Here is a 23,779-nt window from a genome sequence, read left to right on the forward strand (position 1 = left end):
AATTAAATCAATTATTTGGATTAATAATTAGAACTATTCGAAGCTTCCAAATATAAGCAGAATGTGAATCCTAGTCATTAGGTCTGATCTAATTGTAATTATTGAACAAACATTATCAATTCTGCTATGGTAATTGTAACTTTGCAGCCCCAAAAAAATTAGCGATATGTTAAACGCTTCAAATATTTCTCTAAGATTCGGTAAACGAGTCCTTTTTGAGGATGTAAACCTCAAGTTCACCACCGGCAATTGCTATGGTGTAATCGGCGCAAATGGTGCCGGAAAATCTACATTCCTAAAAATCCTTTCAAAAGAACTCGATCCAACCACCGGAAGTATCTCAAAAGATCCGAATGCGCGAATGTCCATTCTCAGACAGGATCACAATGCATTCAAAAATGAAACGGCTCTGGATACTGTCATGATGGGTAACGAGGATCTCTGGAAGGTCAAGCAGGAAAAAGATGCCATTTATCTGAAAGAAGATTTTTCTGATGCTGACGGTGAAAAAGCCGCGCATTTGGAAGCACAATTTGCAGAAATGGATGGCTGGAATGCCGAAGCGGATGCAGCTGAATTATTGAGTAAACTCGGAATTTCTGAAGACTTGCATTACACGATTCTCGATGAGTTGACAGGAAATCAAAAGGTGCGGGTGCTTTTGGCACAGGCGCTTTTTGGCAACCCAGACATCTTATTACTCGATGAGCCTACCAATGACCTTGACGTTGAAACAGTCATCTGGTTGGAAGACTTCTTGGCTGATTTTAAAAATACTGTGATTGTTGTTTCTCACGACCGTCATTTCCTCGATAATGTATGTACACATATGGTCGATATTGACTTTAGCAAAATACAGATGTTTACAGGTAATTATACCTTTTGGTATGAGTCAAGTCAGCTGGCGCTGAGACAACAACAACAACAAAATAAAAAGGCCGAGGAAAAGAAAAAAGAACTCGAGGATTTTATCCGTCGATTCAGCGCCAACGTAGCGAAATCCAAACAAGCTACCAGTAGAAAGAAAATGATAGAAAAGCTGGACATTTCCGATATAAAACCCTCCACCAGAAAATACCCATATATCGGTTTTCAGCAAGAGCGCGAAGTCGGGGATCAGATATTACAGGTAGAAAATCTTGGAAAAAAACTCGATGGAAGGTATTTGTTTTCAAATTTGAATTTCACCTTTGATCAGGGTGACAAAATCGCTCTAATTTCAAGGGATTCACTGGCCATAACCACTTTTTACAAGATTTTATCCAAAGAGGAAAAAAGCGATGAAGGTGCTTTTAAATTTGGTCAAACCGTTACAAAGGCCTATTTACCCAATGATAACAGCAAGTATTTTGAAAACAATCTCAATCTGGTAGATTGGTTACGTCAGTATTCTGTAAATCAGGATGAGACATTTATCCGAAGTTTTTTAGGAAGAATGCTCTTTGCAAAAGAAGAAGCATTGAAAAAATCATCGGTGCTATCCGGAGGAGAAAAAGTGCGTTGCATGATATCAAGAATGATGCTTCAAGGCGCCAATTTCCTCATGTTGGATGAGCCGACCAACCACCTTGATTTGGAAAGTATCCAGGCTTTCAATCAGGGATTGAGGGATTTTAAAGGACAGGTGATATTCACTTCAAGAGACCATCAATTCACGCAAACAGTAGCCAATAGAATTATCGAAATAGGGCCAAATGGAATGGTCGATAAAAAGATCGATTTCGATTCTTACATCCGCGATGAAGAATTGAGAGAAAGACGGGAAGCCCTGTACGCTTCAGAGGTCAATGCCTGATGAAAAGACCGCTGATTATCCTGCATGGAGCTTTAGGAGCAAAATCTCAATTTGAAAAACTGGCCAAAAAACTTGAATCCGATTTTGATGTTCGCCTCTTAAATTTTGAAGGGCACGGCGGCAGAACATCGGAGCGAGACTTTTCCATCGATAATTTTTCTCAAAACCTGAGTGATTATTTAAAGGAGGAAAAACTCAAAAGTGTGCTTGTATTTGGATATAGCATGGGAGGCTATGTAGCCATTAATACTGCTCTAAATTATCCCGGATTTATACAAAAAATTATTACCCTTGGAACCAAATTTGACTGGAATCCCGATTCTGCAAAACAGGAAATTAAAATGCTTGATCCTGAAAAGATCAAAGAAAAAGTGCCTCAATTTGCCGAAAGTTTGAAAAAAAGACATACTCCGGGAAAATGGGAGGATGTTCTGAATAAAACGGCCCCTATGATGCTCAAACTCGGTGATGGCGAAGCATTGAATTTTAATCATTTTGAATTGCTTGACATTCCGGTTAAAATAATGGTAGGCGAAATGGACAAAATGGTTTCAATTGAAGAATCGAAAAATGTAGCCAAATGGATTCCGGGAGCGGAATTCGAGATACTTAAAAACTGCAAACATCCTATTGAACAATGCGATCTAGAGCTACTCACTCAGAAAATTTCAGATTTCCTATAAAACCTCAATTAAAATAGCTGCCAAGATTCCTATAAGTCTCTGGTAGACTTGGTCAGCCTCGGCTGATAAATTTAGTACAGCAAGTCGAAGGTATCACTTTGGGTTAATAGGATTTTTACAGATTAGCGTCTGCCGGCAGGTAGTTAAATGTCAAAACGTTAGTTAAATGATCCTTGTCAGGAGAGGAGAACCAGATAGGAATCAATGCATGTTACGGCTCAAGCGATGTAAAACAGATGATTTTTAATTAAATTTAACTCTTAAAATCTGACAAATGACTAGAGAGACTTTAATAAAGAAGGCCATTGATAATATATCAAAGTTACCTGACCAAAAATTAAGGGAGGTTTCTGACTTTGCCGAATTTCTTTTAAATAGAATTGAAAATCAAATAGTTACAGAAGGTATTCAAAAACTAGTTTCTAACTCGAATGCATTCAAATTTCTGAAAGACGAAGAAGACCTTTATTCAGAAAAAGATCTAAAAGAGAAGTATAAATGACAAAAGGTGACATTGTACTTGTACCATTTCCCTTTACTGACCTCTCTAGTATAAAAAATAGACCAGCATTAATTCTTGTGAAGGGAGAGACAGATATAACAGTCTCTTTCATCACAACATAGTTAAAATGGCAAGAAGAATTTGATGTAAAAATTCAAGCATCATCGATAAACGGACTTAAAAGAACTTCATTAATCAGGTTAAGCAAATTAGCAACAATAGATAAGGACTTAGTAATAGGAAAATTTGGTAATTTATTACTAATTGAATTAAAACAAGTCGATGAAAATTTGAGTAAAATTTTCAAGATTGGACTTGCTTAGTCCTCCACCCTTCTTTTTGGCTGAAGCCGGGTTATAAGCGTAATGAGGATGCCGATTAAATTCATATTCTATTATTAATCAGAGTCTTCTGCGTTTGAACTGATGGTAAACAACAAAGAAGTTCCTTTCTCTGAGCCTGAGCGAAGAGACTCTAATGGTAGGTAAATGGAGACTCTTTGTTGCACTCAGAGAGAGGAACTACTAAGAGGAGGTAAAAGTGTAACGAGGATGCCAATGAAAATTCATATTCTGCATTTTTCAATTGTCAATCTGAATTTTTTGCGAATGATTCTGATGGTTGGAAATCCTATTGAACAGTGCGATCTTGAGCTACTCACTCAGAAAATTTCAGATTTCCTATAAAACCTCGATTAAAATAGCAGAAAGTGCGCCTATCAAGGCCGGTACAATATTGCCAAGCTTTATTTTATGATCCTGTCGGGCTTCAAATAAGATGGTAGCAGAAATATAAATAAAACTGCCCGCTGCCAAAGCCATGATCACATCAAAGGAATTGTCCAGAATGACATTGCTGTTTTGCAAATACTCACTTAGCAACATCCCTATTGGAGATGAAATCGCAAAAATTGCTAGAATGGTCAAGGTGATTTTTGAGTTTTTTATTTCAGACATCAACACCGATACCAGCGCAACCGCTGCCGGAATTTTATGAACAGCTATGCCAATCAGCAATGAATCATACATGCCATGACCATGCGAATGACCATCTTGTGAAAGTATGGCCCCTTCCAATAAAGAGTGCAAACACAAGGCAATCGTAAGGCCATAAGGAAAGGCGGTTGATCGGTTTTTAATTCCGTGATCATGCCAATGGCCATGTTCAATTCCCGATGTAAATGATTCCAGCGTCATTTGTACAAAAACCCCAATCAGTACAAAGAGTGATATTTTAAAAGTTGCTCCCGACTGATAAAAAATATCCGGCAAAATATGAAGTATGGTAATTGACAAGAGAAAGGCTCCACTAAAAATCAAAAGAAATTTAAAATTGAATTTGTTGATCGAACCCAATTTCATAATCAAAATGCCGGGCAATAGGGTGATCAAAGTCAATATAATCGCCTTTAATACAATCATGGTTTAAGCAATCTGTAAATCAACCTTTCTGATTTTTCAGAATTAAAATGACCTAAATTATAGTCGCCGTAAACAGCGACAATTTCAAAACCGAGCTTTGAAAAATATTCCTGAAATTTCATCTCTGAAATGGCCATTACCTTTTCTTCATAAGCTTTTTCTTCTCCGCCAATGGTGAATTTTATCGATTTGTGTAGAAATCCTTTGCTTAGGTATTTTTTTATTCTGAACTCAATTCCATCAATATTTTTTATTGTTTCTTCAGTGCCGCTGTTCAAGACCTTTTCCGTATTAAGAAAATCCAAAACAAATTCGCCACCCGGTTTTAGTCCTCCAAAGACCGATGAAAGCGTTTGAAGATTTTCTTCATCTGATTCAAAATAACCGAAACTTGTAAATAAATTTAAAACGAAGTCGTAGCGATTTTCCACAATGGATTTTCGCATGTCATGCACCTTAAAGTGCAAACTTGAATTTTCAAATTCCTTTGCCAGGGCAATATTTTTATCGGAAAGATCGGCTCCGACGACATCCATGCCTTTTTGATTGAGATAAATGCTATGTCTTCCTTTACCACAGGCCAAATCAAGTACTTTCTGACCGGCTTGCATTTTTAGCTCATCAACTAAATTATCAATAAAAAGTCCTGCCTCACGGAAATCCCGGTCTTTGTATAGAATGTGGTAATAGGGAGTATCAAACCATTCCTCAAACCAGGCTTTTGAATCGCACATTAATTTTCATTTGGCATTACTATCCACAACACCAAATAAGGTAAAAGTCCTGTGCCAAAGCCCAATAGGGCAATTAAAAATATCACTCTAATCAAAACAGGGTCTAATCCGAAGTATTTTGCGAGTCCACCGCAAACCCCGGCAATTATCCTGTCTCCTCTTGAACGTGTAAGTCTTTTTTCAGTCATTTTGAAACAATTGGAATATAAACATACATTAAGGTATCGCTAAAATATTGCTCTACAGAGAATTCACCAATTTCAATGCTTTTATCTTTGGCAAAATCTTCCATTTCCAAATATATTCTTTGCGGAATCGAAAAATAATCATTGCTGATTTTTCCTGAAAGAAAAGAGCCTTTTTCAATGATTCTAATCTCTTCAAAAACTGGAATTAACTCTTCTTTTGGTGCATTCACGCCTATAAATGCCTTGATAAAACCATCATCCTCATTTGGATCATTGTAATAAATCGCAGTTGATATCAGCCCTTTTTTTATTGCAATGCTATCAGCCAATAAATGGTTATTTTTTATTTGATCGTCTTTCCAGTCGCCTTCAAAATAATTGCCTTGCACCACAAAGCCATTTGTATTCTTAATTTCAATTTCCAGCGGAGTGGACGTTTTCAGGTATTGATAAATGGCCACAAAAGCCAATATCACCGCAATTCCAATAAGAATAAATTTATTGCTGATTCGCATTCTTTAACTCACTATTACATTTCTAAACTGCATTTCGTGTAGCCTGGCATAAAATCCATTTTGTTTCAAAAGTTCATCGTGTTTACCTTTTTCTACGATCTTTCCCTTATCAAGTACAATGATCAAATCGGCACTTTTAATGGTTGACAATCTGTGAGCAATTACTATAGAAGTTCTTCCTTTCATCATTTTCTCTATTGCCTTTTGAATCAATACTTCGGTTTCCACATCCACCGATGAGGTGGCTTCATCCAAAACAATGATTTCCGGATCGTAAACAATGGCCCTGATAAATGAAATTAATTGTCTCTGTCCAACCGAAAGCGTCGCCCCTCGTTCCATCACATTGTATTCAAAACCTCCCGGCAATCGCTCAATAAACTTTCTTGCTCCGACCAGTTCAGCCGCGTTTTTTACTGTTTGAATATCAATTTCAGGATTACCCAAGGTGATATTATTAAAGATGGTATCTGAAAAAAGAAACACATCTTGTAAAACCACCCCAATATGTTTTCTCAGTATCTCAAGATCGTAATCGCGCATATCTCTGCCATCGACACATATTTCTCCTTTATTGATTTCATAGAAGCGGCTTAAGAGGTTAATGGTGGAAGATTTTCCCGCTCCGGTAGCACCGACAAGGGCTACAGTTTGTCCGGATTTAACCTCAAAATTAATATCCCTGAGAACATAATCTTCATCGTTATAGGCAAACCATACATTTTTAAAATGCACATTGCCTTTTATGGATTCCGGCCGGTAGTCGCCATTATTTTGAATCTGACTGTCGTTGTCCAACAATTTAAAAATACGCTCTGAACTCACCACGCCCATTTGAAGGGTATTAAAGCGATCGGCGATCATACGAATGGGTCGAAAAAACATGGATATGTACATAATAAAGGCAATTAGGTTACCGAGCGTCACTTCATCCTGCAATACCCCCTTTGCTCCATACCAAACCAATAAACCCGTGCCGGCAGCGCCGATAACTTCTGCTACGGGAAAATAAATCGAATAGTATAAAACCGAACGCACATTGGCATTTAAATGCTCTTTATTGATTTCCTGAAACTTTTTATACTCTCTTTTTTCAGAATTGAAAATCTGAACAATCGCCATTCCGGTGATGTGCTCCTGAACAAATGAATTGAGGTTTGATACCGCATTCCTCACATCGTTAAAGGAAATCTTAATCTTTTCTTTAAAAATATAGGTGCTGAAAAGCAGGAGTGGCAAAGTCGATAAACTCACCAGGGTCAGCTTCCAACTGGTGTAAAACATCAAAACCAGAATAAAAACGAGCTGCAATAAATCACCGGCAATTGCGGCAAAGCCCTGCGAAAATATATCCGAAAGAGTTTCAACATCAGAAATACTTCTGGTCACCAATCTTCCGATGGGTGTGCGATCAAAAAACTTTAACCTGAGGCTTAAAATATGTCGATACAATTTAATTCGCAGATCGCGAACCACATTCTGCCCAAGAACCTGTGATAAATAAGCCTGATAATATTGCGAAACAGACTGAACAATCAATAAACCAACCAAAACAAGGGTCATGAAAACCAGACCGTCAATATCCCTGTTGACAATTTCCTCATCAATGATATGAGAGATTAGAAATGGCCTTATTGGCGCCAGAGCCGCAGAAGCAATGGTAAGGAACACCACAAGATAAAAAAGCCCCAGATAGGGTTTTACATATTTGAATATTCTTTTCAGAACATCAAAATCTATAACATTGCCTTTTTTTATTTCTCTTTTTTCCGCCATTAAATGTCTTGAAAATACCTCTTTGGATAAGTGACTTTTTTCAAAAATAAGCCTTCTGCAGGTACCGATCTTCCCGCACTGCTTCTTTTATCCGATTCGAAGATTTTCTTATATGATTTTAAGTCTATTTTACCCTCCGCCAATTCAACCAGACTGCCAACAATTGCCCGAACCATATTTCTTAAAAAACGATCGGCTGCAATTTCAAAAGTCCAAAGATGGCCATCAAATTTCCAGTCCGCGCGACTTATATTGCAAATACTTGTGCGTTGATCCGAGCCGCTTTTTGCAAATGCAGCAAAATTCTTTTGTGTCAACAAATATTCAGCCCCACGGTTCAATAATTCCTTATCCATTTGTGAAAACAAAAATGCACAAGTTTCCAATTCAAAAGGGTCTCTTTGGCGGCATATCCTGTATTCATACACTCTTTCAATGGCATCGAATCTCAGGTTTGCATCTTCACCAATTCTGTAAATTCCAAAAACCGATATATCATTTGGCAAAAGGGCATTAATTGATTTCAAATGATCGTAAGAATTTAAATCATGGATGGAATCAAACATTGCAAACTGTTCCCTTGCGTGTACACCTTTATCCGTCCTTCCTGATCCCAAAGTCTTAATAGGATGTTTGAGCAGGGTTTCCAAAGCCCGGTTTAACTCCGCCTGAACGGAATGTGCATTGTCCTGAATTTGCCAACCATGATAATTGGTCCCCTTATATGCAAATTGAAGTGCGTATTTCATTGCCTTGCAAAATAAGACAGTATTTATCAAAAGGTGAACAGAATACGTAGCTTTGTTCCTTCATGGATTTCAAAGACCTCAAGCTCAATCCTCAAATGCTTAAAGCTATTGCTGCAAAAGGCTATCAAAAGCCTACTGAAATACAGCAAAAGGCCATTCCCTCTATTTTAGGAGGTCAGGATATCATTGGAATTGCCCAGACCGGAACCGGTAAAACGGCCGCCTATCTTTTGCCCATTCTGGTGAAATTGAATTTCGCTCAATTTGAAGACCCAAGAGCTATTATTTTAGCTCCGACTAGAGAACTAGCGATCCAAATCGATAAAGAAATTGAAGAATTCGCTGCTTTTACCGATTTACGTCATCTGGCTGTTTATGGAGGCACCGGCATCAATCCGCAAATGGAAGCCATTGAAAAAGGCCTGGATATTCTGGTTGCCACGCCTGGAAGGTTATTAGATATTTCTAAAAAACATGGAATCAATCTTAAACGCATTAGAATCCTTGTTTTAGACGAAGCGGACCGGGTAATGGATATGGGTTTCATGCCACAAATCAATAGAATACTGGAGCTGGTTCCAATGAAAAAACAATGCATGCTGTTTTCCGCCACCATGTCTGAGGCCGTTGAACGGATTGCTTCCGATTTTGTAGAATTTCCGCATCGTATAGAAATCAGTCCACAGGCCACTCCGGCAGAAACCGTTTCACAGCTTTTCTACAGGGCGCCAAATATCCGAAGTAAAATAAATCTGCTTTCTTATTTGCTGGAAAATAAATACCCCAATGGTAAAGTCATTGTTTTTTGCAGAACCAAAAAATCCGCAGATGATGTGTTTAAGTTTATTCAAAGAAAATTGAGTGAGGAAGTAAGGGTTATTCACGCCAATAAAGGACAGAATACACGTATTAATTCGATCAATGCATTTAAAAACAATGAAATAAGAATTTTGGTTGCCACCGATGTCAGTGCCAGGGGCATTGATATTTCTGATGTAGTTGCAGTAATTAATTTTAACGTGCCGATTATGTATGAAGATTATGTGCACAGAATCGGGAGAACCGGAAGGGCTGAAAATAAAGGAACTGCTATCAGTATGGCGGATGAGGCAGAACAATGGCATTTGGGTGAAATTGAAAAATTGATTCAAATGAAAATTCCTGAAAAGCAATGGCCTGCAGTAGTTGAAATAACTGAAACACCGTTCGAAGAGCAACAAGCGATCAATCGCGAACTCGATTATTTAAAGAGGAAAAACGATCCGGATTTCAAAGGAGCATTTCATGAGAAAAACCAACATAAACGATTCGGCAAAAAGAAAAAAAGGAGAAAATAGCCCGTTTTCATGTAATCGCGCTGACATTTTCATGATCCATGTCGAAATAATTAAACAAATTCTTCAAAAGAATCCTTGTATATTAAAGTAGAATCATGAAAACACTCATTTACATATTATTTTCTTTAGTACTTGTATCCTGTACCAATGGTGAAGCCGGCAGCAATAAAGAAAACAGCCCCTCTTCGGGCATTAGCACTGTCGATATGAATTATTGGTATCAGGGAAAGGCCGAATTGAGTTCCTATGATTTAAAACAATCGAGATACGGTGAAATTCATAAAGGACATTCCGTATTAATTTTTGTTTCAGAACCATTTAACACCGAAAAACAAGTTAAAGCCGATCGGCCGGCAAGTTCCCCCGGCACCAATGTTTTGAAATTAAACTTTACTAAAAAATTCAGCACAGGAATATACCCATACTCTTTGATGACTTCCGTGTTCACGCCAATTAATCAAAATGAATATCCAAATACTTTAAAAGTGAGCACCACCAACCAGGATTGGTGTGGGCATACCTTTATGCAGTTGAATCTGGATAAAGACAAATACAGAATTGAACAGTTTTCCTATTTTGAGTCAGAGGGCGATAAACAAATAGAAATTAAAAAAGTATTGCTCGAAGATGAGATCTGGAATTTAATCAGGCTTCAGGGTGGAAATTTGCCTGTGGGGAAAATGTCCATTTACCCTTCGACGCAGTATCTGAGGTTAAAGCATAAAGAAAATAAAGTCTTTGAAGTCAATGCCAGACTTGAAAAGGATAAGGGAATAAATACCTATACTCTGGAATATAAAAACCGGATTTTGAGCATAGAATTTGAAAATAAAGAACCCTTTAAAATATTGGGCTGGACCGAAACTTACTTAAATAACGGAGGTGCTGAAACAGAAAATCTTACGACGACCGCTACTTTGAAAGAAACAATTTTGCTGGACTACTGGAATAAAAACTCAGTAGCTGATTCAGTTTACCGGGCCAAGCTCGGCTTAAATTGAATCAAAAGATTCTCAACAGATCTTTTTATCAAGCACAGTAAAAAAGACGATTTTCATCATATTTTAATTCTTCACAAGCTTTCACATTTGTATAAAAATAAAAATGGAAGGCTTCAATACGATTTTCGAACCCTTTAAAATTAAGACGGTTGAATCAATAAAATTAACAAGCCGTGAGGAGAGAATTAAATATTTAAAAGAAGCGTATTATAATCCATTTCTTCTCGAAAGCGATAAGGTAATCATTGACCTTCTTACCGATAGTGGTACCTCCGCCATGAGTTCAGAACAGTGGGCCGGAATGATGCGCGGAGATGAATCTTATGCGGGAGCTCGTTCCTGGATCAGGATGCGCGACACCATTTTAGACCTAAGCGGATACAAACATATTTTACCTACCCATCAGGGCAGGGCGGCCGAACGAATATTGTACGGTTATCTGGGTGGAAAGGGAAAGATTTTTATTAGCAATACGCTTTTTGACACCACAAGAGCAAATATTGAATTTTCGGGAGCAGAGGGCATTGATATTCCCATAAGCGAAAACAGCCAGCCATCCTTGTACCATCCATTTAAGGGAAATATGGATATCGCCGGGCTTGAAAATCTTATTAAAGAAAAGTCCCCCGAAAACATTGGTGCTGTGGTGCTTACCGTAACCAATAACAGCGGTGGAGGTCAGCCTGTGAGCATGGAAAACACCAGAGCCATATCAGAAATATGTAAAAAATATGCTGTGAAGTTTTTCTTAGACAGCTGCAGAATTGCTGAAAACAGTTATTTCATAAAGAAAAGAGAAAAGGAATTTGAGAATGTCTCTTATAAAGAAATAGCAAGAGAAATGTTTTCCCTGGCAGACGGCACCATAATGAGCGCCAAAAAAGATGGCCTTGTAAATATGGGAGGATTTCTGGCTTTCAATGACGATGAACTCAATGAAAAACTTCAAAACCTGTTAATTATCACAGAAGGATTTACCACTTACGGCGGATTGTCAGGCAGGGATATGGAAGCAATTGCAACAGGCTTGAATGAAGTTTTTGAACACGATTATTTGCATTACCGCATTCGAAGCATTGCCTATCTGGGTGATCGATTAAAAAAAATGGGAGTTCCGATCATGGAACCCACTGGCGGGCATGCAGTTTATATCGATGCAAAAGCACTCTATCCCCAAATTCCACTGGATCACTATCCCGGTCAGGCATTGGTATGCGAGTTATATGTAGAAGGGGGAATCAGAGCAGTGGAAATCGGTTCTGTGATGTTTGGTAAATACAATAAAAGGCACGAACTCATTCCGGCTTCAATGGAATTGGTGCGATTGGCAATACCACGGCGGGTGTATACTCAAAGTCATATGGATTTTGTAATTGAAGTGTTTGAAAAAATAATGCAGAAAAGAGAGAAAACTACCGGATTAAAAATTGTCTATGAACAGCCATTTTTAAGACATTTTACGGCACATTTTGAGCATTCATAAACACATTTCGGAAATTACAAGAGCTCCTTTTAAAACATAATTGATACATTTAAGGGCATTATAAAATCAATTATGAAATATATTTTAATCCCCTTTTTGGCTCTGTTCATATTTTTTATCCCTCAAAAAAATTATGGACAGGAAAGAGTACAAGAGGTCTTAAATTCAAAAGTAAGCCCTGAAGAATTGAACATTATTATCGGACAATGGACTGGAACACTCACATACATTGATTACAAATCCAATAATCCTTATACAATGCCCGCGGACTTAATTGTTGAAAAGGGTTCTAATGAAAATCAGCTTGTGCTTTCAAATATTTATCCGAAAGAACCCAAAGCAAACGATAAGTACAATATGAAATTATCGAAAAATGGAACACAGATCAACAAAAAGACGATAAAAACGAAAAAGAAGCTTGCAAATAATCAAACTGAAATAGCGGTGGAATACACGGGTAAAGATGATAACAAAAAAGCCCTAATCAGAACTGTATATACCTTTGATTCATCTAACTTCTCTATTAGAAAAGAAGTAAATTTTGATAGCTCCGATAAGTGGATAAAAAGGAATGAATATAAATACCTAAGAAAGGAATAAGTGCGAATTCCATATAATTAAAAAAGGCGGCTTTTTAGCCGCCTTTTCAATTGATTCAAAAAAATTAATTAGTTCAAATCAAAACGATCAAGGTCCATTACTTTGGCCCAAGCCGCTGCGAAATCCTTAACAAATTTTCCTTTTGAATCACTTTGCGCATAGAGCTCGGCTATGCCGCGAAGCTCAGAGTTGTACCCAAAAATCAAATCGACTCTAGTCCCGGTCCATTTTACTTCACCGCTATTACGATCCGATCCTTCAAATGCTTCTTCTTTATCAGAAGTCGCTTTCCATGTGATATTTAAATCCAAAAGATTAACAAAAAAGTCATTGCTCAGTTTACCGGGCTGCTTTGTGAAAACCCCATGTTTGGAGCCGTCAAAATTTGTATCTAAAACACGCATACCTGCAATCAGGACAGACATTTCAGGAGCAGTCAAAGTCAATAACTGAGCTTTGTCAACCAGCAAATCTTCTGCTGCTACTTTGTGTTTTGGTGCAAAATAGTTCCTGAATCCATCGGCTGCAGGTTCAAGAGCTTCAAAACCCTCAATATCTGTTTGCTCCTGAGAAGCATCCGCACGTCCGGGATTAAAAGGTACTTTAATATTATGACCGGCATCTTTTGCCGCTTTTTCTACAGCAGCGCAACCACCGAGAACAATCATGTCAGCTAATGAAATTTTCTTACCTCCGGACTGTGCATTGTTGAAATCATTTTGTACGCTTTCCAGTTTGTCCAGAACTTTTGATAATTGAGATGGATTGTTTACTTTCCATCCATTTTGAGGCGCAAATCTTATTCTGGCTCCATTGGCACCTCCTCTTTTATCGGAACCTCTGAAAGTAGAGGCAGAAGCCCATGCAGTAGATACGAGTTCAGAAACACTTAAGCCTGAGGCAAGTATTTTGCTCTTTAAGTTTTCTACATCCGAATCATTAACCAATTCATGATTTACACTTGGAATTGGATCTTGCCAGATCAGTTCTTCTTTAGGAACCTCAGGCCCAAGATAACGTACAATTGGCCCCATATCCCGGTGTGTCAATTTGTACCACGCTCTCGCAAAAGCATCGGCAAAAACATCCGGGTTTTCATAAAAATGTCGTGATATCTTTTCATAAGCCGGATCTTCACGCAAAGCCAGGTCTGTGGTCAACATAAAAGGTGCGTGCTTTTTCGCCGGATTGTGGGCATCGGGGACTAATCCTTCACCTGCTCCGCCTTTTGGCTTCCACTGATAAGCACCCGCCGGACTTTTTGTCAATTCCCAATCATAACCGAAGAGGTTTTCAAAATAATTATTGCTCCATTTAGTCGGCGTCGTTGTCCATGCACCTTCCAGTCCACTGGTAATGGTATGTTCTCCTTTTCCGCTTTCGAAACTGTTGTGCCAACCCGTATTTTGTTCTGCGATGCTCGCACCTGCTGGTTCCGGCCCTACATATTTACCCGGATCTGCGGCACCATGAGTTTTGCCAAAAGTATGGCCTCCGGCAATAAGTGCTACGGTTTCTTCATCGTTCATTGCCATTCGGCCAAAGGTTTCTCTTATATCCTCCGCAGCTGCCTTGGGATCGGGTTTTCCATTGGGCCCTTCCGGATTTACGTAAATTAATCCCATCTGTACGGCACCCAAAGGGTTTTCTAATTCCCTGTCGCCGGTATATCGCTTATCGCCCAGCCATTCCGCTTCCGGACCCCAATAAATATCTTCTTCGGGTTCCCAGACATCCTCACGGCCTCCGCCAAAACCAAATGTCTTCAATCCCATGTCCTCAAGGGCACAATTCCCGGCCAATATCATTAGATCCGCCCAGGATATTTTATTTCCGTATTTCTGTTTGATAGGCCAAAGAAGAAGTCTGGCTTTATCCAGATTGGCATTATCGGGCCAGCTATTTAAGGGTGCAAATCTCTGAGTTCCCGAGCTACCACCGCCGCGGCCATCCTGAATTCGATACGTACCCGCACTGTGCCAGGCCATCCTGATAAAAAATGGACCATAATGGCCATAATCTGCCGGCCACCAATCCTGTGAGTCGGTCATAAGATCGTAGAGATCTTTTTTTAATGCTTTCAGGTCAAGTTTTTTGAACTCTTCGGCATAATTAAAACCCTCATCCATGGGGTTTGACAAATAAGAATGCTGTCGAAGAATATTAAGATTTATTTGCTTGGGCCACCAATCCTGATTTCGAGGGCCTTTTCCGGCGCTGCCTTTTAGAGTTCCACCGATATATGGGCATTTTGCTGCCTCATTCATATCGTATGATGTAGTACTGGGATGTCCGTTACTTTCCATGTTGTTTTTTTGTTTAATGCTTCAATTCTGCTCTAAGCTGAAAAAATCTTTCTTATTATTCAAATCAATAATTCTTATAATTGTATAATAAATAATTATATGACTTTACAACAATTCGAATACATCGTCGCGCTTGATGAATACCGGCATTATGTAAATGCAGCCGAGCATTGTTTTGTGTCTCAGCCCAATCTTACCATGCAGGTAAAAAAATTAGAAGAAGAGATTGGGGTAAGAATATTTGATCGCGATAAAAAGCCACTACAGCCCACTGAAATTGGCAAAGAAGTAATTTCAAGAGCCAGGCAAATACTGCGTGAATCCAGTCAGCTCAAAGAGTTTGTAATTCACGAAAAAGAATCGGTGGAAGGAGAGTTTACAATAGGTATAATTCCTACCCTTGCTCCTTATCTTTTACCCAATTTTCTGCCCCAGTTTATTAAAGAAAACCCCAGGGTTCATTTGAAAATTCAGGAGCTGCAAACAGCACAGATCATTTCTCAGCTCGAAAAAGGAATAATTGATATTGGTTTATTGGTAACACCATTAAACGAGACTTCAATTAAAGAATTTCCGGTCTTTTATGAGCCTTTTCTATTGTACTTGCCAAAAAGTCATCGTTTTCAGGATGAAAAACTATTATTGGCTGAAGATCTCGATCCAAGCGAAGTACTGGTTTTGGATGAAGGGCATTGTTTCAGGGATCAGGCCCTTTCCATTTGCAAAGGTGCTAAACACCGCTCCTCAATAGGATTTGATTATCAATCCGGATCAATAGAAGCCTTGAAAAATCTGGTTCAAAACGGCGTTGGCTATACGCTCGTACCGGAAATGTCGGTGATAAATGAATTGAATTCGGTACATATCAAGCGCTTTTCAAATCCCGAACCCGTGCGGGAAGTCAGCATTGTTGTCCACAGCAGTTATTTCAAGCAAACCGTGATCGATCGATTAAAAGAGATCATTCAAAAAGTAGTTCCGGCCCGCTTTTTGGAAAAGCAAAAAATTGTGGAAATGGATTGGAAATAAAAAAAGCCCAAATGTTAAAATTCGGGCTTCTTTTTCACATGAGGGCTAATTAATTTTCAACTACGCCTTCGAGCACGTCTTTTATGTCTACTCTTTGTCCGTCTTTGTATGACACGATCCAGGCATCTTTGACCCCCATTTCGCGCAAGTATTTTTTAAATGCATCGGCTTCCCAGTAATCGCGGAAAATGCCTATTGAATATTTCTTCATTCCCCCATCTTCATCGCCGGAAAAATTGGGGTTATTGTCAATAAATTTACTCAGATCCTTATTTTTAAAGGCCCCAATTTGTACCTTGAAAACGATACCTTCATTGGGATTTCCTACTGCAAAACCGGGGACGCTCTTTGGTTTCTCATTCTGCATTTGTGTTATTCTGGCCTGTAGCGATTTGTTTTTGCTTTTCAGATCAGAAATTTCGTCGTTTTTTGCCTCCAATTGGTTTTGAGCATCTTCAAGATCTGCTCTCATCATTGTGATCTGAGATTTCATTTTTTCATTGGATTCAACCAATTCCTTAAATTCATCAGGCCCCATCCTTTTCTTTTTCTTTTTCCACTCCTTCATGAGTTTTTTTAATTCTTTAGGGCTCAATTCCTCCTGAGCGCTTACATAAAGGGTAGAAAAAAGTAGGGCAAACACGATAAATAATACTCTCATTGCTTTAATAATTAGCTTAAAAATTAATTTTTATGACATAATAATACGGAAAATACCTTATTCCGTTATTTTAAACCCCCGGTCATGTTTTCAGGAACCACCCATTCATCGAATTGCTCCGAGCTTAATAACCCGAGCTCAATGGCCGCTTCTCTAAGGGTTTTATTCTCTTTATGCGCCTTTTTTGCGATTTTAGCCGCATTTTCATAACCGATATGTGTATTTAATGCCGTGACCAACATAAGCGATCGTTCCAGTTTGTCTTTGATTTCCGCATGATTGGGTTCAATGCCAATGGCGCAATTATCGTTAAAAGATTTACAGGCATCTCCTATTAATCTGGCCTGATTAAGCATATTAAAAATCATCATGGGCTTAAATACATTCAATTCAAAATGTCCTGTGGAGCCTCCTACGGCTATGGCCATATCCAGGCCAATCACCTGCGCACAAACCATGGTTAATGCTTCGCATTGGGTAGGATTTACTTTTCCGGGCATGATGGAAGAACCGGGTTCATTTTCGGGGATTAATATTTCACCAATTCCGGACCTCGGGCCTGAGGCCAACATTCTGATATCGTTGCCAATTTTCATGAGGCTTACGGCCAATTGCTTTAATGCTCCGGAAGTTTCCACGATAGCATCATGGGCCGCCAGGGCTTCAAATTTATTTTCAGCACTTCGATGTGGGTTGCCAGAGTGTTCGGCAATTTTTTTAGCCACCAGCTCCGCATAGCCTCTGGGCGTATTTAATCCCGTTCCAACAGCCGTTCCACCCAAAGCCAATTCGGATAAATGATCCAGGGTATTGTCTAATGCTTTTAAACCGTGATCCAGCTGTGAGACATAACCGGAAAATTCCTGACCTAAGGTTAAAGGTGTGGCATCCATAAAATGCGTGCGGCCTATCTTAACTACTTTTTCGAAGGCCTTTGACTTTTTATCCAATGTATCTCTTAGTTTTTTAACTTTTGGAATAGTAGTCTTTACTACCATTTCATAGCCCGCAATATGCATGGCCGTGGGAAAGGTGTCGTTGGAAGATTGGGATTTATTGACATCGTCATTGGGGTGTACCGATTTTTTTTCATCGCTGAGTTGGCCACCTTGTAATACATGCGCTCTATTGGCGATGACCTCATTGCAATTCATATTGGATTGTGTTCCCGAGCCGGTTTGCCATACTACCAATGGAAACTGATCATCTAGTTTTCCTTCCAGTATTTCATCACAGACTTTAGAAATAAGATCAGCTTTGGATTGGTCCAAAACCCCCAATTCAGCATTGGTTTGGGCTGCAGACTTTTTGAGAATGGCAAAAGCGCGAATGATTTCAATTGGCATTTTATCATTGCCTATTTTAAAATTTTGAAGCGATCGCTGGGTTTGGGCTCCCCAATATTTATCTTCCGGGACTTTTACCTCTCCCATGGTGTCATTTTCGATTCTGTGGCTCATGATTTATTTAGGTTTTGGAGAGGTAAAAATAATGGCTTTTACTGGTTTTAAAAATCATGATTTATGCGTTTGTTAGAAGGAGTTTTTATTCGAATAAGATTCAAGCCAATACAAGGGTACTCGGCTTTCAATGATTTGGGAAAGGAATTTTTGGAATCTCTATTCCTTGATTGGAGATTCCAAGGACAAGCCTTGGAATGACGTTCAACCTATTCGTCATTCCAAGATTCCGGAACGGAATTCCTGGAATCTCTACTTTTTTGGAGGACACCCAAAACTCGCCCTCGTATAAGCGTTAGGTAGAGCGATAGATGTACGAGGGCGCCCAAATAAAATCACTCTTTAATAATCTTCCCTCTTCCGCTAGTTATTGGAATCACCTGTCTTTCACTTCTAATATCATAAAAATAAAGCCCCCGTGGCAAACCTGATAATGATATGGTGTTTAGGTCGCTATGTAGCAGTTTGTTTATTTGCAGCCTTCCTTGAAAGTCATAAAGCCTGAATTTGGTATCAGAATTGAAATCATCAAATTCGATTATTAAATAATCTGTTGCCGGATTCGGATAGATTTTTACCTCTTCTGATGATTCCTTTATTAGACTTGAAACCGGTTGTCTAAAAGAATAATAATATTTGAACTCATCTGTGAATTCCTGAGGACCTTGATATTCGAAGAATGAGGAATCCCAAATAACAGGGTTTTGAGCAAAAGAAAAGCCAGGGGTATATCCAAATAAATTGTCTATTACGAAAGGAGTGCCTACTTCAGTAAGAAGTATATTTAAATCATATCCATATTTGACAGTTCTTATTTTGCCATTGTAATTATCCCAATGTTCAATTGGGTTGTTATTATTATCGTAGCTTATATATTCTGTAAAACTTACGAATGTGTGACTTAAAGTCGAATCAATACCACCATGAGTTATGGAATCATACCTTGTCATACTTTGATTGTAATGATATATTTCCCCAGATGAAGGCCTCCACTCAAGAGAGAGCATATTATAATAAAAATCAATTTCCTTCAGCAATAAACTGGCATTATTATAATACAACTTGGTTTTACGAGATAGTTCCGGAATATTATTATGTCCGCTGAACCTAAATATAGAATCAACACGATTGTTTACTGAAGAATAATAATATTTTAAACCCGATGAATATTGCCATACGTTTTGATTATCAAGATACTTATAGACTATTGAATCAGGCTTATCAATTCCGCCAAAATAATATTCCAGATAGCTAACTTTATTTGAATCTGAGCTAAATCTTTGTGTAATAGAGTCTACTAAAGAGGTATAATAAAATTTACTAGTTATTGTATCTGAATTAAACGCATAGAAGCCAATTATGCTATCAATGCGATTTTGCAAATCATAAATAATGAATGATTTGGTGGAATTAATTAAAACCGTCGAATCGTATTGATTTATCTTCAAACTATCCATAAAAAAAGATGCTCCGTTATTTTGATTGATCATTCTCAAAATTTTATCCCCTTGAATTCGGTGAGTTTTAAATGAGTTTTGAGAATGACTTAATATCTGGGAATTACCTTCAATTGACAATGCAATTAATATGATCACAAATGCAGTTTTCATTTTACTAATATCATAATTATTTAGACATAAAAATAGTAACTTAATCTCTTTAATTTTTTAATATATCGAGGCTGAATAATTTCAATGAAATTAGATTCAAATATTTACTTTTGAACCACCAATGAGCCCCAAAACTAAAAAAGCCTATTTCTGTCAAAACTGCGGTTATAATTCTGCCAAATGGCTGGGCAAATGCCCCTCCTGCAATGAGTGGAATACTTTTGTTGAAGAAATAATCCAAAAAGAAGGCAAGGCCCCGGACTGGAAAGATTCTACGTCTACTCAGATCTCTTCCAAACCAAAAAAAATCAGCGAGATCGATGCAAAAGTGGAAATGCGTTTGCCTACACCCGATTTTGAATTCAACCGCGTGCTTGGCGGTGGCATTGTGCCGGGATCTTTGGTGTTATTAGGAGGTGAACCCGGAATTGGTAAATCTACACTGATGCTTCAATTGGCTTTGCAATTGAAAAATGTAAATGTCCTTTATGTTTCGGGTGAGGAAAGCGAACGGCAAATTAAAATGCGCGCCGAGCGATTGAGTGAAGATCAAAGCTCCTGTTTTATTTTAACGGAAACCTCCACGCAAAATATTTTCAAGCAGATCCAGGAATTGCAACCGGATATTTTAATTGTCGATTCCATACAAACCCTCACTTCTTCATTCGTCGAATCTACAGCGGGAAGTGTTTCTCAGGTGCGGGAATGCACAGCGGAATTGATGAAGTACGCCAAAGAAAGTGGTACTCCTGTATTCATTATTGGTCATGTAACAAAAGACGGAAGTATTGCAGGCCCGAAAGTATTAGAGCATATGGTGGATACCGTATTGTATTTTGAAGGAGACAGACATTTGGCTTATAGAATTTTGCGAACCACAAAAAATAGATTCGGTTCCACTTCGGAACTCGGTTTGTATGAAATGAATAATTCTGGGTTGCGGGAAGTCAAAAATCCTTCTGAAATATTACTTTCTCAGCATGAAGATCATGTAAATGGAGTGGCTATCGGAGCAACAATAGAAGGAAACAGACCATTATTGATTGAAGTGCAATCTTTGGTGAGTCCTGCAACCTATGGCACACCGCAACGTTCAAGTACCGGATTCGATAATAAAAGATTAAATATGCTTCTGGCCGTACTGGAAAAAAGAGGTGGATTTAAATTGAGCGCACAGGATGTTTTTGTAAATATTGCTGGCGGTTTAAAAATTGAAGACCCCGCTCTTGATTTGGCGGTTTGCGCTTCAATTGTTTCGAGCTATATCGATGTTCCGGTAGATAATGGCACATCTTTTGCCGGTGAAGTTGGATTGGGAGGAGAGATTAGAGGAGTGAACAGAATAGAACAAAGAATAGGAGAAGCTGAAAAACTGGGATTTAAAAGAATTGCCATTTCAGGCAATAATTTAAAAGGAATAAATTCAGAACTATTTGAGATAAATATAGCTTCTTATACTAGATTTGAACAATTATTTAAATCAATATTTAAAAAATGATAAAAATGAAATATTCAATTTCTGCAAGCATTTTTACCTTAATTTTTGTGACGGTCTTTGCAATAAAAGGATTTTCAACAGAAGGGGGTATAATTGACGAAAATCTCAGGAAACCCGCTCCTGATTTCACTTTTAAAGATAAAGAAGGCAATGATGTATCGCTTTCAGACTTTAAAGGTAAGGTAGTTTATATGGATCTATGGGGCAGCTGGTGTAAGCCTTGTATAAAGGAAATGCCAAAATCAAAAGAGTTGCGAGAAGAAATCGGCAGCAGTGACAATGTAGTATTTCTGTATGTTGCCGTATTGGAGCCCGCCAAAGAAAAATGGTTGAAGGCCAATGAAAAATTTGAAATCGGAGGCGTGAGTTTAATTTCAAATGATCCGGAAGGAACGGATTTTAGGAATTTTTACGATCGCGGTGCAGTGCCCTGGTATTATCTCATCGATAAGAAAGGGAGAATTGCAGATATCAAAGCAAAAAGGCCATCAGAAGATGGCATTGCCGATGATATCAGAAAATTAATGGCAGAGTAAACAGAATAATTTTCAATACCAAAAGCCTTTTTGAATTATCAGAAAGGCTTTTTTTATGTCTAATTATGATTTAGAGCATAGGAAATTTCAGGATTGAATTTTATCTTAAGTGCGAATAAAATTTAGATCATGAACTTTCATCCTAATGAAATAGTATTGATTTATGATCCGGAATCGGAAATAGGCAAACAGACTCTGGCTTATGCAAAAAGTATAAACAATCATATCAGAGAGATTGATTATACCAAAACAACATTAACACCAACAAGCTGGGAACAAATACTGGAACTCGTCGATTTGGAACCAAAAAAAATTATGGATAGATCATCAGAATTCTATCAAAACCGAATAAAGGGGCGAGATATAGACATCGATGGAATGCTGAAAATTTTGGTACACAAACCCGACTTATTGGCCGGACCAATTGCCATTCACGGCAAGACTGCCCTTGTGTGTAAAAATCCGGTAGATGTAATGAAGGTTAAATAAGACCTTTTTTATTTCTCGATTTCAAAATCATTAATACAACCGAATTCAAACAATTTGGGGTGCTCATCTTATTTTTTAAATTCGAACAAGACATTCAGGAATTGTATATAAAAAATTAAATCTTTACATTTTCAATTGAATCTAACTTATTTATGAAATTTCATCCCAACGAGATAGTTCTATTTTACGACCCCAGGAGTGACAAAGGCAAAAAAACATTAGCCTATGCCAAATCTCTCAGCAATCATGTGAATGATATTGACATTTTTAATACACAGCTCACCACCACTATCTGGAAAGAAATTATCAATAGATTGAACTTAAAGCCAAAAGAATTAATGGATCGTTCATCCAAATACTATCATGAGCATATCAAAGGGCATGAAATAACGATGCAGGGCTTTTTAGATATTTTTGTGCACAATCCCGCAATAATTGTTGGGCCAATAGCCATGAAGGGCAATCGCGCTATTCTTTGTAAAACACCTACTGATATACTCAAAGTCACTTAAAGCTTTGGCAGGATAATTGATATTTCCCAGGCGTGTGGAAATATCTTACATTATTGTTTTTCATTTCATCTTTATCTGCGACTTCTCATTCCCGCAGTTTTGATACACTTACTTTACGAATAAACTTCATTATCATACAAAAAAATGATGGTGGTGATAACTTTCAGCTTGGCGACAGTCTTCATATGGCCTATTTAAAAAATTCAGTCGAGCGCCTCAATCAACTCTATTCTTTTAAAAAATCGGTTTATGACGATAGCACTTGTAATGTAAGACATACATATAAAGATAGTGGGATCAGGTTTCGCTTATCTCAAATCATCGAAATAAAAAATGACAGTCTTTGGGATAATGATCAGGATAAAAATTGGTCGCGATGCCCAAATCGGAAAAAATGGTATTTACTTGATCTGCAAGATTCCCTGGATTGGATTATTCCTAAATCCGAACAGGGCATCAACTTGTATTTGACTGTCAGTAAATCAGATTTCAATAAAAATGATTTCGAAGGTGAAAGTATAGAAGAAAATTTTTCACAAGTCGCTTGTTCCATGTTCCCATCTTCGGACAGCAGTGATTTTTCAGTGGTTCATTTTCCAAATGCCTATTTGAAATATCTCTTTATGAAGCAACACCCTTATGAATGGGGCATCAATACCTTTGGGGGCGGCCTGGCCCATGAACTGGGTCATAGTTTAGGGCTGGTTCACGACAAAACCTGTAATAATATTATGAACGGTGCCGGAACGGTGAAAAGGAAAAATCTCAATGATATCCAGGTAGAAAAAGCGCGAAATAACATCCTCCACAAGAATCTCAAAAAGTATATTGAAAAATAGCTTTTAAATTGAATTTAATTTTCTGTTTTTGAATCCTAGCATTTAGTTTTGGGAA

The 23,779-nt window shown here is 38.1% G+C and carries 23 protein-coding genes and 1 pseudogene; 14 read left to right on the plus strand and 10 right to left on the minus strand.

Annotated elements, in window-relative coordinates; all coding sequences use genetic code 11:
• Positions 1-166 precede the first annotated feature (166 nt).
• The 4 genes and pseudogenes from HZR84_06260 (at position 167) to HZR84_06275 (ending at position 3,303) form a co-directional block, all read left to right on the plus strand.
• A complete protein-coding gene (locus tag HZR84_06260; protein ID QNL21554.1) occupies positions 167-1,795 on the plus strand; it encodes an ATP-binding cassette domain-containing protein in 1,629 nt (542 codons plus the stop codon).
• A complete protein-coding gene (locus HZR84_06265; GenBank protein ID QNL21555.1) occupies positions 1,795-2,478 on the plus strand; it encodes an alpha/beta fold hydrolase in 684 nt (227 codons plus the stop codon). Before HZR84_06260 ends, HZR84_06265 begins: the two co-directional genes overlap by 1 nt.
• Positions 2,479-2,752: 274 nt before the next feature.
• Positions 2,753-2,980 (plus strand): DUF2281 domain-containing protein, encoded by a 228-nt coding sequence (locus HZR84_06270; protein ID QNL21556.1) that lies wholly within the window; start codon positions 2,753-2,755, stop codon positions 2,978-2,980.
• Positions 2,977-3,303: pseudogene (locus tag HZR84_06275) on the plus strand (type II toxin-antitoxin system PemK/MazF family toxin). The gene HZR84_06270 and the pseudogene HZR84_06275 overlap by 4 nt, the downstream one beginning before the upstream one ends.
• A 357-nt stretch (positions 3,304-3,660) precedes the next feature.
• Here HZR84_06275 and HZR84_06280 read toward each other — a convergent pair.
• Genes HZR84_06280 through truA form a run of 6 tightly spaced genes read right to left on the minus strand, consistent with a single transcriptional unit; the run spans position 3,661 to position 8,363 of the window.
• The gene (locus HZR84_06280; GenBank protein QNL21557.1) at positions 3,661-4,401 is read right to left on the minus strand and encodes a ZIP family metal transporter; all 741 of its coding nucleotides are present in this window, start codon (positions 4,399-4,401) and stop codon (positions 3,661-3,663) included.
• A complete protein-coding gene (locus tag HZR84_06285; GenBank protein QNL21558.1) occupies positions 4,398-5,135 on the minus strand; it encodes a class I SAM-dependent methyltransferase in 738 nt (245 codons plus the stop codon). Before HZR84_06285 ends, HZR84_06280 begins: the two co-directional genes overlap by 4 nt.
• The gene (locus tag HZR84_06290; GenBank protein ID QNL21559.1) at positions 5,135-5,323 is read right to left on the minus strand and encodes a PspC domain-containing protein; all 189 of its coding nucleotides are present in this window, start codon (positions 5,321-5,323) and stop codon (positions 5,135-5,137) included. Before HZR84_06290 ends, HZR84_06285 begins: the two co-directional genes overlap by 1 nt.
• Positions 5,320-5,838 carry a hypothetical protein gene (locus HZR84_06295; GenBank protein ID QNL21560.1) on the minus strand — a complete coding sequence of 173 codons (519 nt, stop codon included), beginning with the start codon at positions 5,836-5,838 and terminating at the stop codon, positions 5,320-5,322. The genes HZR84_06290 and HZR84_06295 overlap by 4 nt, the downstream gene beginning before the upstream one ends.
• A gap of 3 nt (positions 5,839-5,841) precedes the next feature.
• Positions 5,842-7,614 (minus strand): ABC transporter ATP-binding protein, encoded by a 1,773-nt coding sequence (locus HZR84_06300; GenBank protein QNL21561.1) that lies wholly within the window; start codon positions 7,612-7,614, stop codon positions 5,842-5,844.
• Positions 7,614-8,363 carry a tRNA pseudouridine(38-40) synthase TruA gene (gene truA, locus HZR84_06305; GenBank protein ID QNL21562.1) on the minus strand — a complete coding sequence of 250 codons (750 nt, stop codon included), beginning with the start codon at positions 8,361-8,363 and terminating at the stop codon, positions 7,614-7,616. The genes HZR84_06300 and truA overlap by 1 nt, the downstream gene beginning before the upstream one ends.
• Before the next feature lie 62 nt (positions 8,364-8,425).
• On the opposite strand from truA, the gene HZR84_06310 reads away from it, so the two are divergent.
• The 4 genes from HZR84_06310 (at position 8,426) to HZR84_06325 (ending at position 12,784) form a co-directional block, all read left to right on the plus strand.
• Complete coding sequence (locus HZR84_06310) at positions 8,426-9,700, plus strand: DEAD/DEAH box helicase (protein ID QNL21563.1); 1,275 nt, start codon at positions 8,426-8,428, stop codon at positions 9,698-9,700.
• A gap of 95 nt (positions 9,701-9,795) precedes the next feature.
• The gene (locus HZR84_06315; protein ID QNL21564.1) at positions 9,796-10,701 is read left to right on the plus strand and encodes a hypothetical protein; all 906 of its coding nucleotides are present in this window, start codon (positions 9,796-9,798) and stop codon (positions 10,699-10,701) included.
• 103 nt (positions 10,702-10,804) lie between these two features.
• Positions 10,805-12,184, plus strand: coding sequence for a tryptophanase (locus tag HZR84_06320; GenBank protein ID QNL21565.1), 1,380 nt, complete (start codon positions 10,805-10,807; stop codon positions 12,182-12,184).
• Positions 12,185-12,256: 72 nt separating this feature from the next.
• The gene (locus HZR84_06325; GenBank protein QNL21566.1) at positions 12,257-12,784 is read left to right on the plus strand and encodes a hypothetical protein; all 528 of its coding nucleotides are present in this window, start codon (positions 12,257-12,259) and stop codon (positions 12,782-12,784) included.
• A 68-nt stretch (positions 12,785-12,852) separates the two neighbouring features.
• Here the strand turns inward: HZR84_06325 and katG are convergent, their stop codons facing one another.
• Positions 12,853-15,090, minus strand: a complete 2,238-nt coding sequence (gene katG, locus HZR84_06330) for a catalase/peroxidase HPI (protein QNL21567.1) — start codon at positions 15,088-15,090, stop codon at positions 12,853-12,855.
• A gap of 99 nt (positions 15,091-15,189) precedes the next feature.
• Between katG and HZR84_06335 the strand changes: the two genes are divergently transcribed.
• On the plus strand, positions 15,190-16,119 hold the full coding sequence (locus HZR84_06335; protein QNL21568.1) for a LysR family transcriptional regulator: 930 nt from the start codon (positions 15,190-15,192) through the stop codon (positions 16,117-16,119).
• Positions 16,120-16,168: 49 nt separating this feature from the next.
• Here HZR84_06335 and HZR84_06340 read toward each other — a convergent pair whose 3' ends face one another.
• The 3 genes from HZR84_06340 to HZR84_06350 all read right to left on the minus strand — a co-directional run bounded on the left by HZR84_06340 (position 16,169) and on the right by HZR84_06350 (position 19,850).
• Positions 16,169-16,780 (minus strand): Ezrin/radixin/moesin family protein, encoded by a 612-nt coding sequence (locus tag HZR84_06340; protein QNL21569.1) that lies wholly within the window; start codon positions 16,778-16,780, stop codon positions 16,169-16,171.
• 65 nt (positions 16,781-16,845) lie between these two features.
• Positions 16,846-18,240 (minus strand): class II fumarate hydratase, encoded by a 1,395-nt coding sequence (fumC, locus tag HZR84_06345; GenBank protein QNL21570.1) that lies wholly within the window; start codon positions 18,238-18,240, stop codon positions 16,846-16,848.
• A 335-nt stretch (positions 18,241-18,575) separates the two neighbouring features.
• A complete protein-coding gene (locus HZR84_06350) occupies positions 18,576-19,850 on the minus strand; it encodes a T9SS type A sorting domain-containing protein (protein ID QNL21571.1) in 1,275 nt (424 codons plus the stop codon).
• A 121-nt stretch (positions 19,851-19,971) separates the two neighbouring features.
• On the opposite strand from HZR84_06350, the gene radA reads away from it, so the two are divergent.
• From radA to HZR84_06375, 5 genes are all read left to right on the plus strand, one after another.
• A complete protein-coding gene (gene radA / locus HZR84_06355; protein ID QNL21572.1) occupies positions 19,972-21,348 on the plus strand; it encodes a DNA repair protein RadA in 1,377 nt (458 codons plus the stop codon).
• Between the two features lie 5 nt (positions 21,349-21,353).
• Positions 21,354-21,884, plus strand: a complete 531-nt coding sequence (locus tag HZR84_06360) for a TlpA family protein disulfide reductase (protein QNL21573.1) — start codon at positions 21,354-21,356, stop codon at positions 21,882-21,884.
• Between the two features lie 129 nt (positions 21,885-22,013).
• On the plus strand, positions 22,014-22,373 hold the full coding sequence (locus HZR84_06365) for a glutaredoxin (protein QNL21574.1): 360 nt from the start codon (positions 22,014-22,016) through the stop codon (positions 22,371-22,373).
• Positions 22,374-22,525: 152 nt separating this feature from the next.
• The gene (locus HZR84_06370; protein QNL21575.1) at positions 22,526-22,885 is read left to right on the plus strand and encodes a glutaredoxin; all 360 of its coding nucleotides are present in this window, start codon (positions 22,526-22,528) and stop codon (positions 22,883-22,885) included.
• Positions 22,886-22,917: 32 nt separating this feature from the next.
• Positions 22,918-23,724 (plus strand): hypothetical protein, encoded by an 807-nt coding sequence (locus HZR84_06375; GenBank protein ID QNL21576.1) that lies wholly within the window; start codon positions 22,918-22,920, stop codon positions 23,722-23,724.
• Positions 23,725-23,779 lie beyond the last annotated feature (55 nt).

The sequence above is a fragment of the Hyphobacterium sp. CCMP332 genome, from assembly GCA_014323545.1.
In the GTDB taxonomy this organism is placed as follows: Bacteria; Bacteroidota; Bacteroidia; order Cytophagales; family CCMP332; genus CCMP332.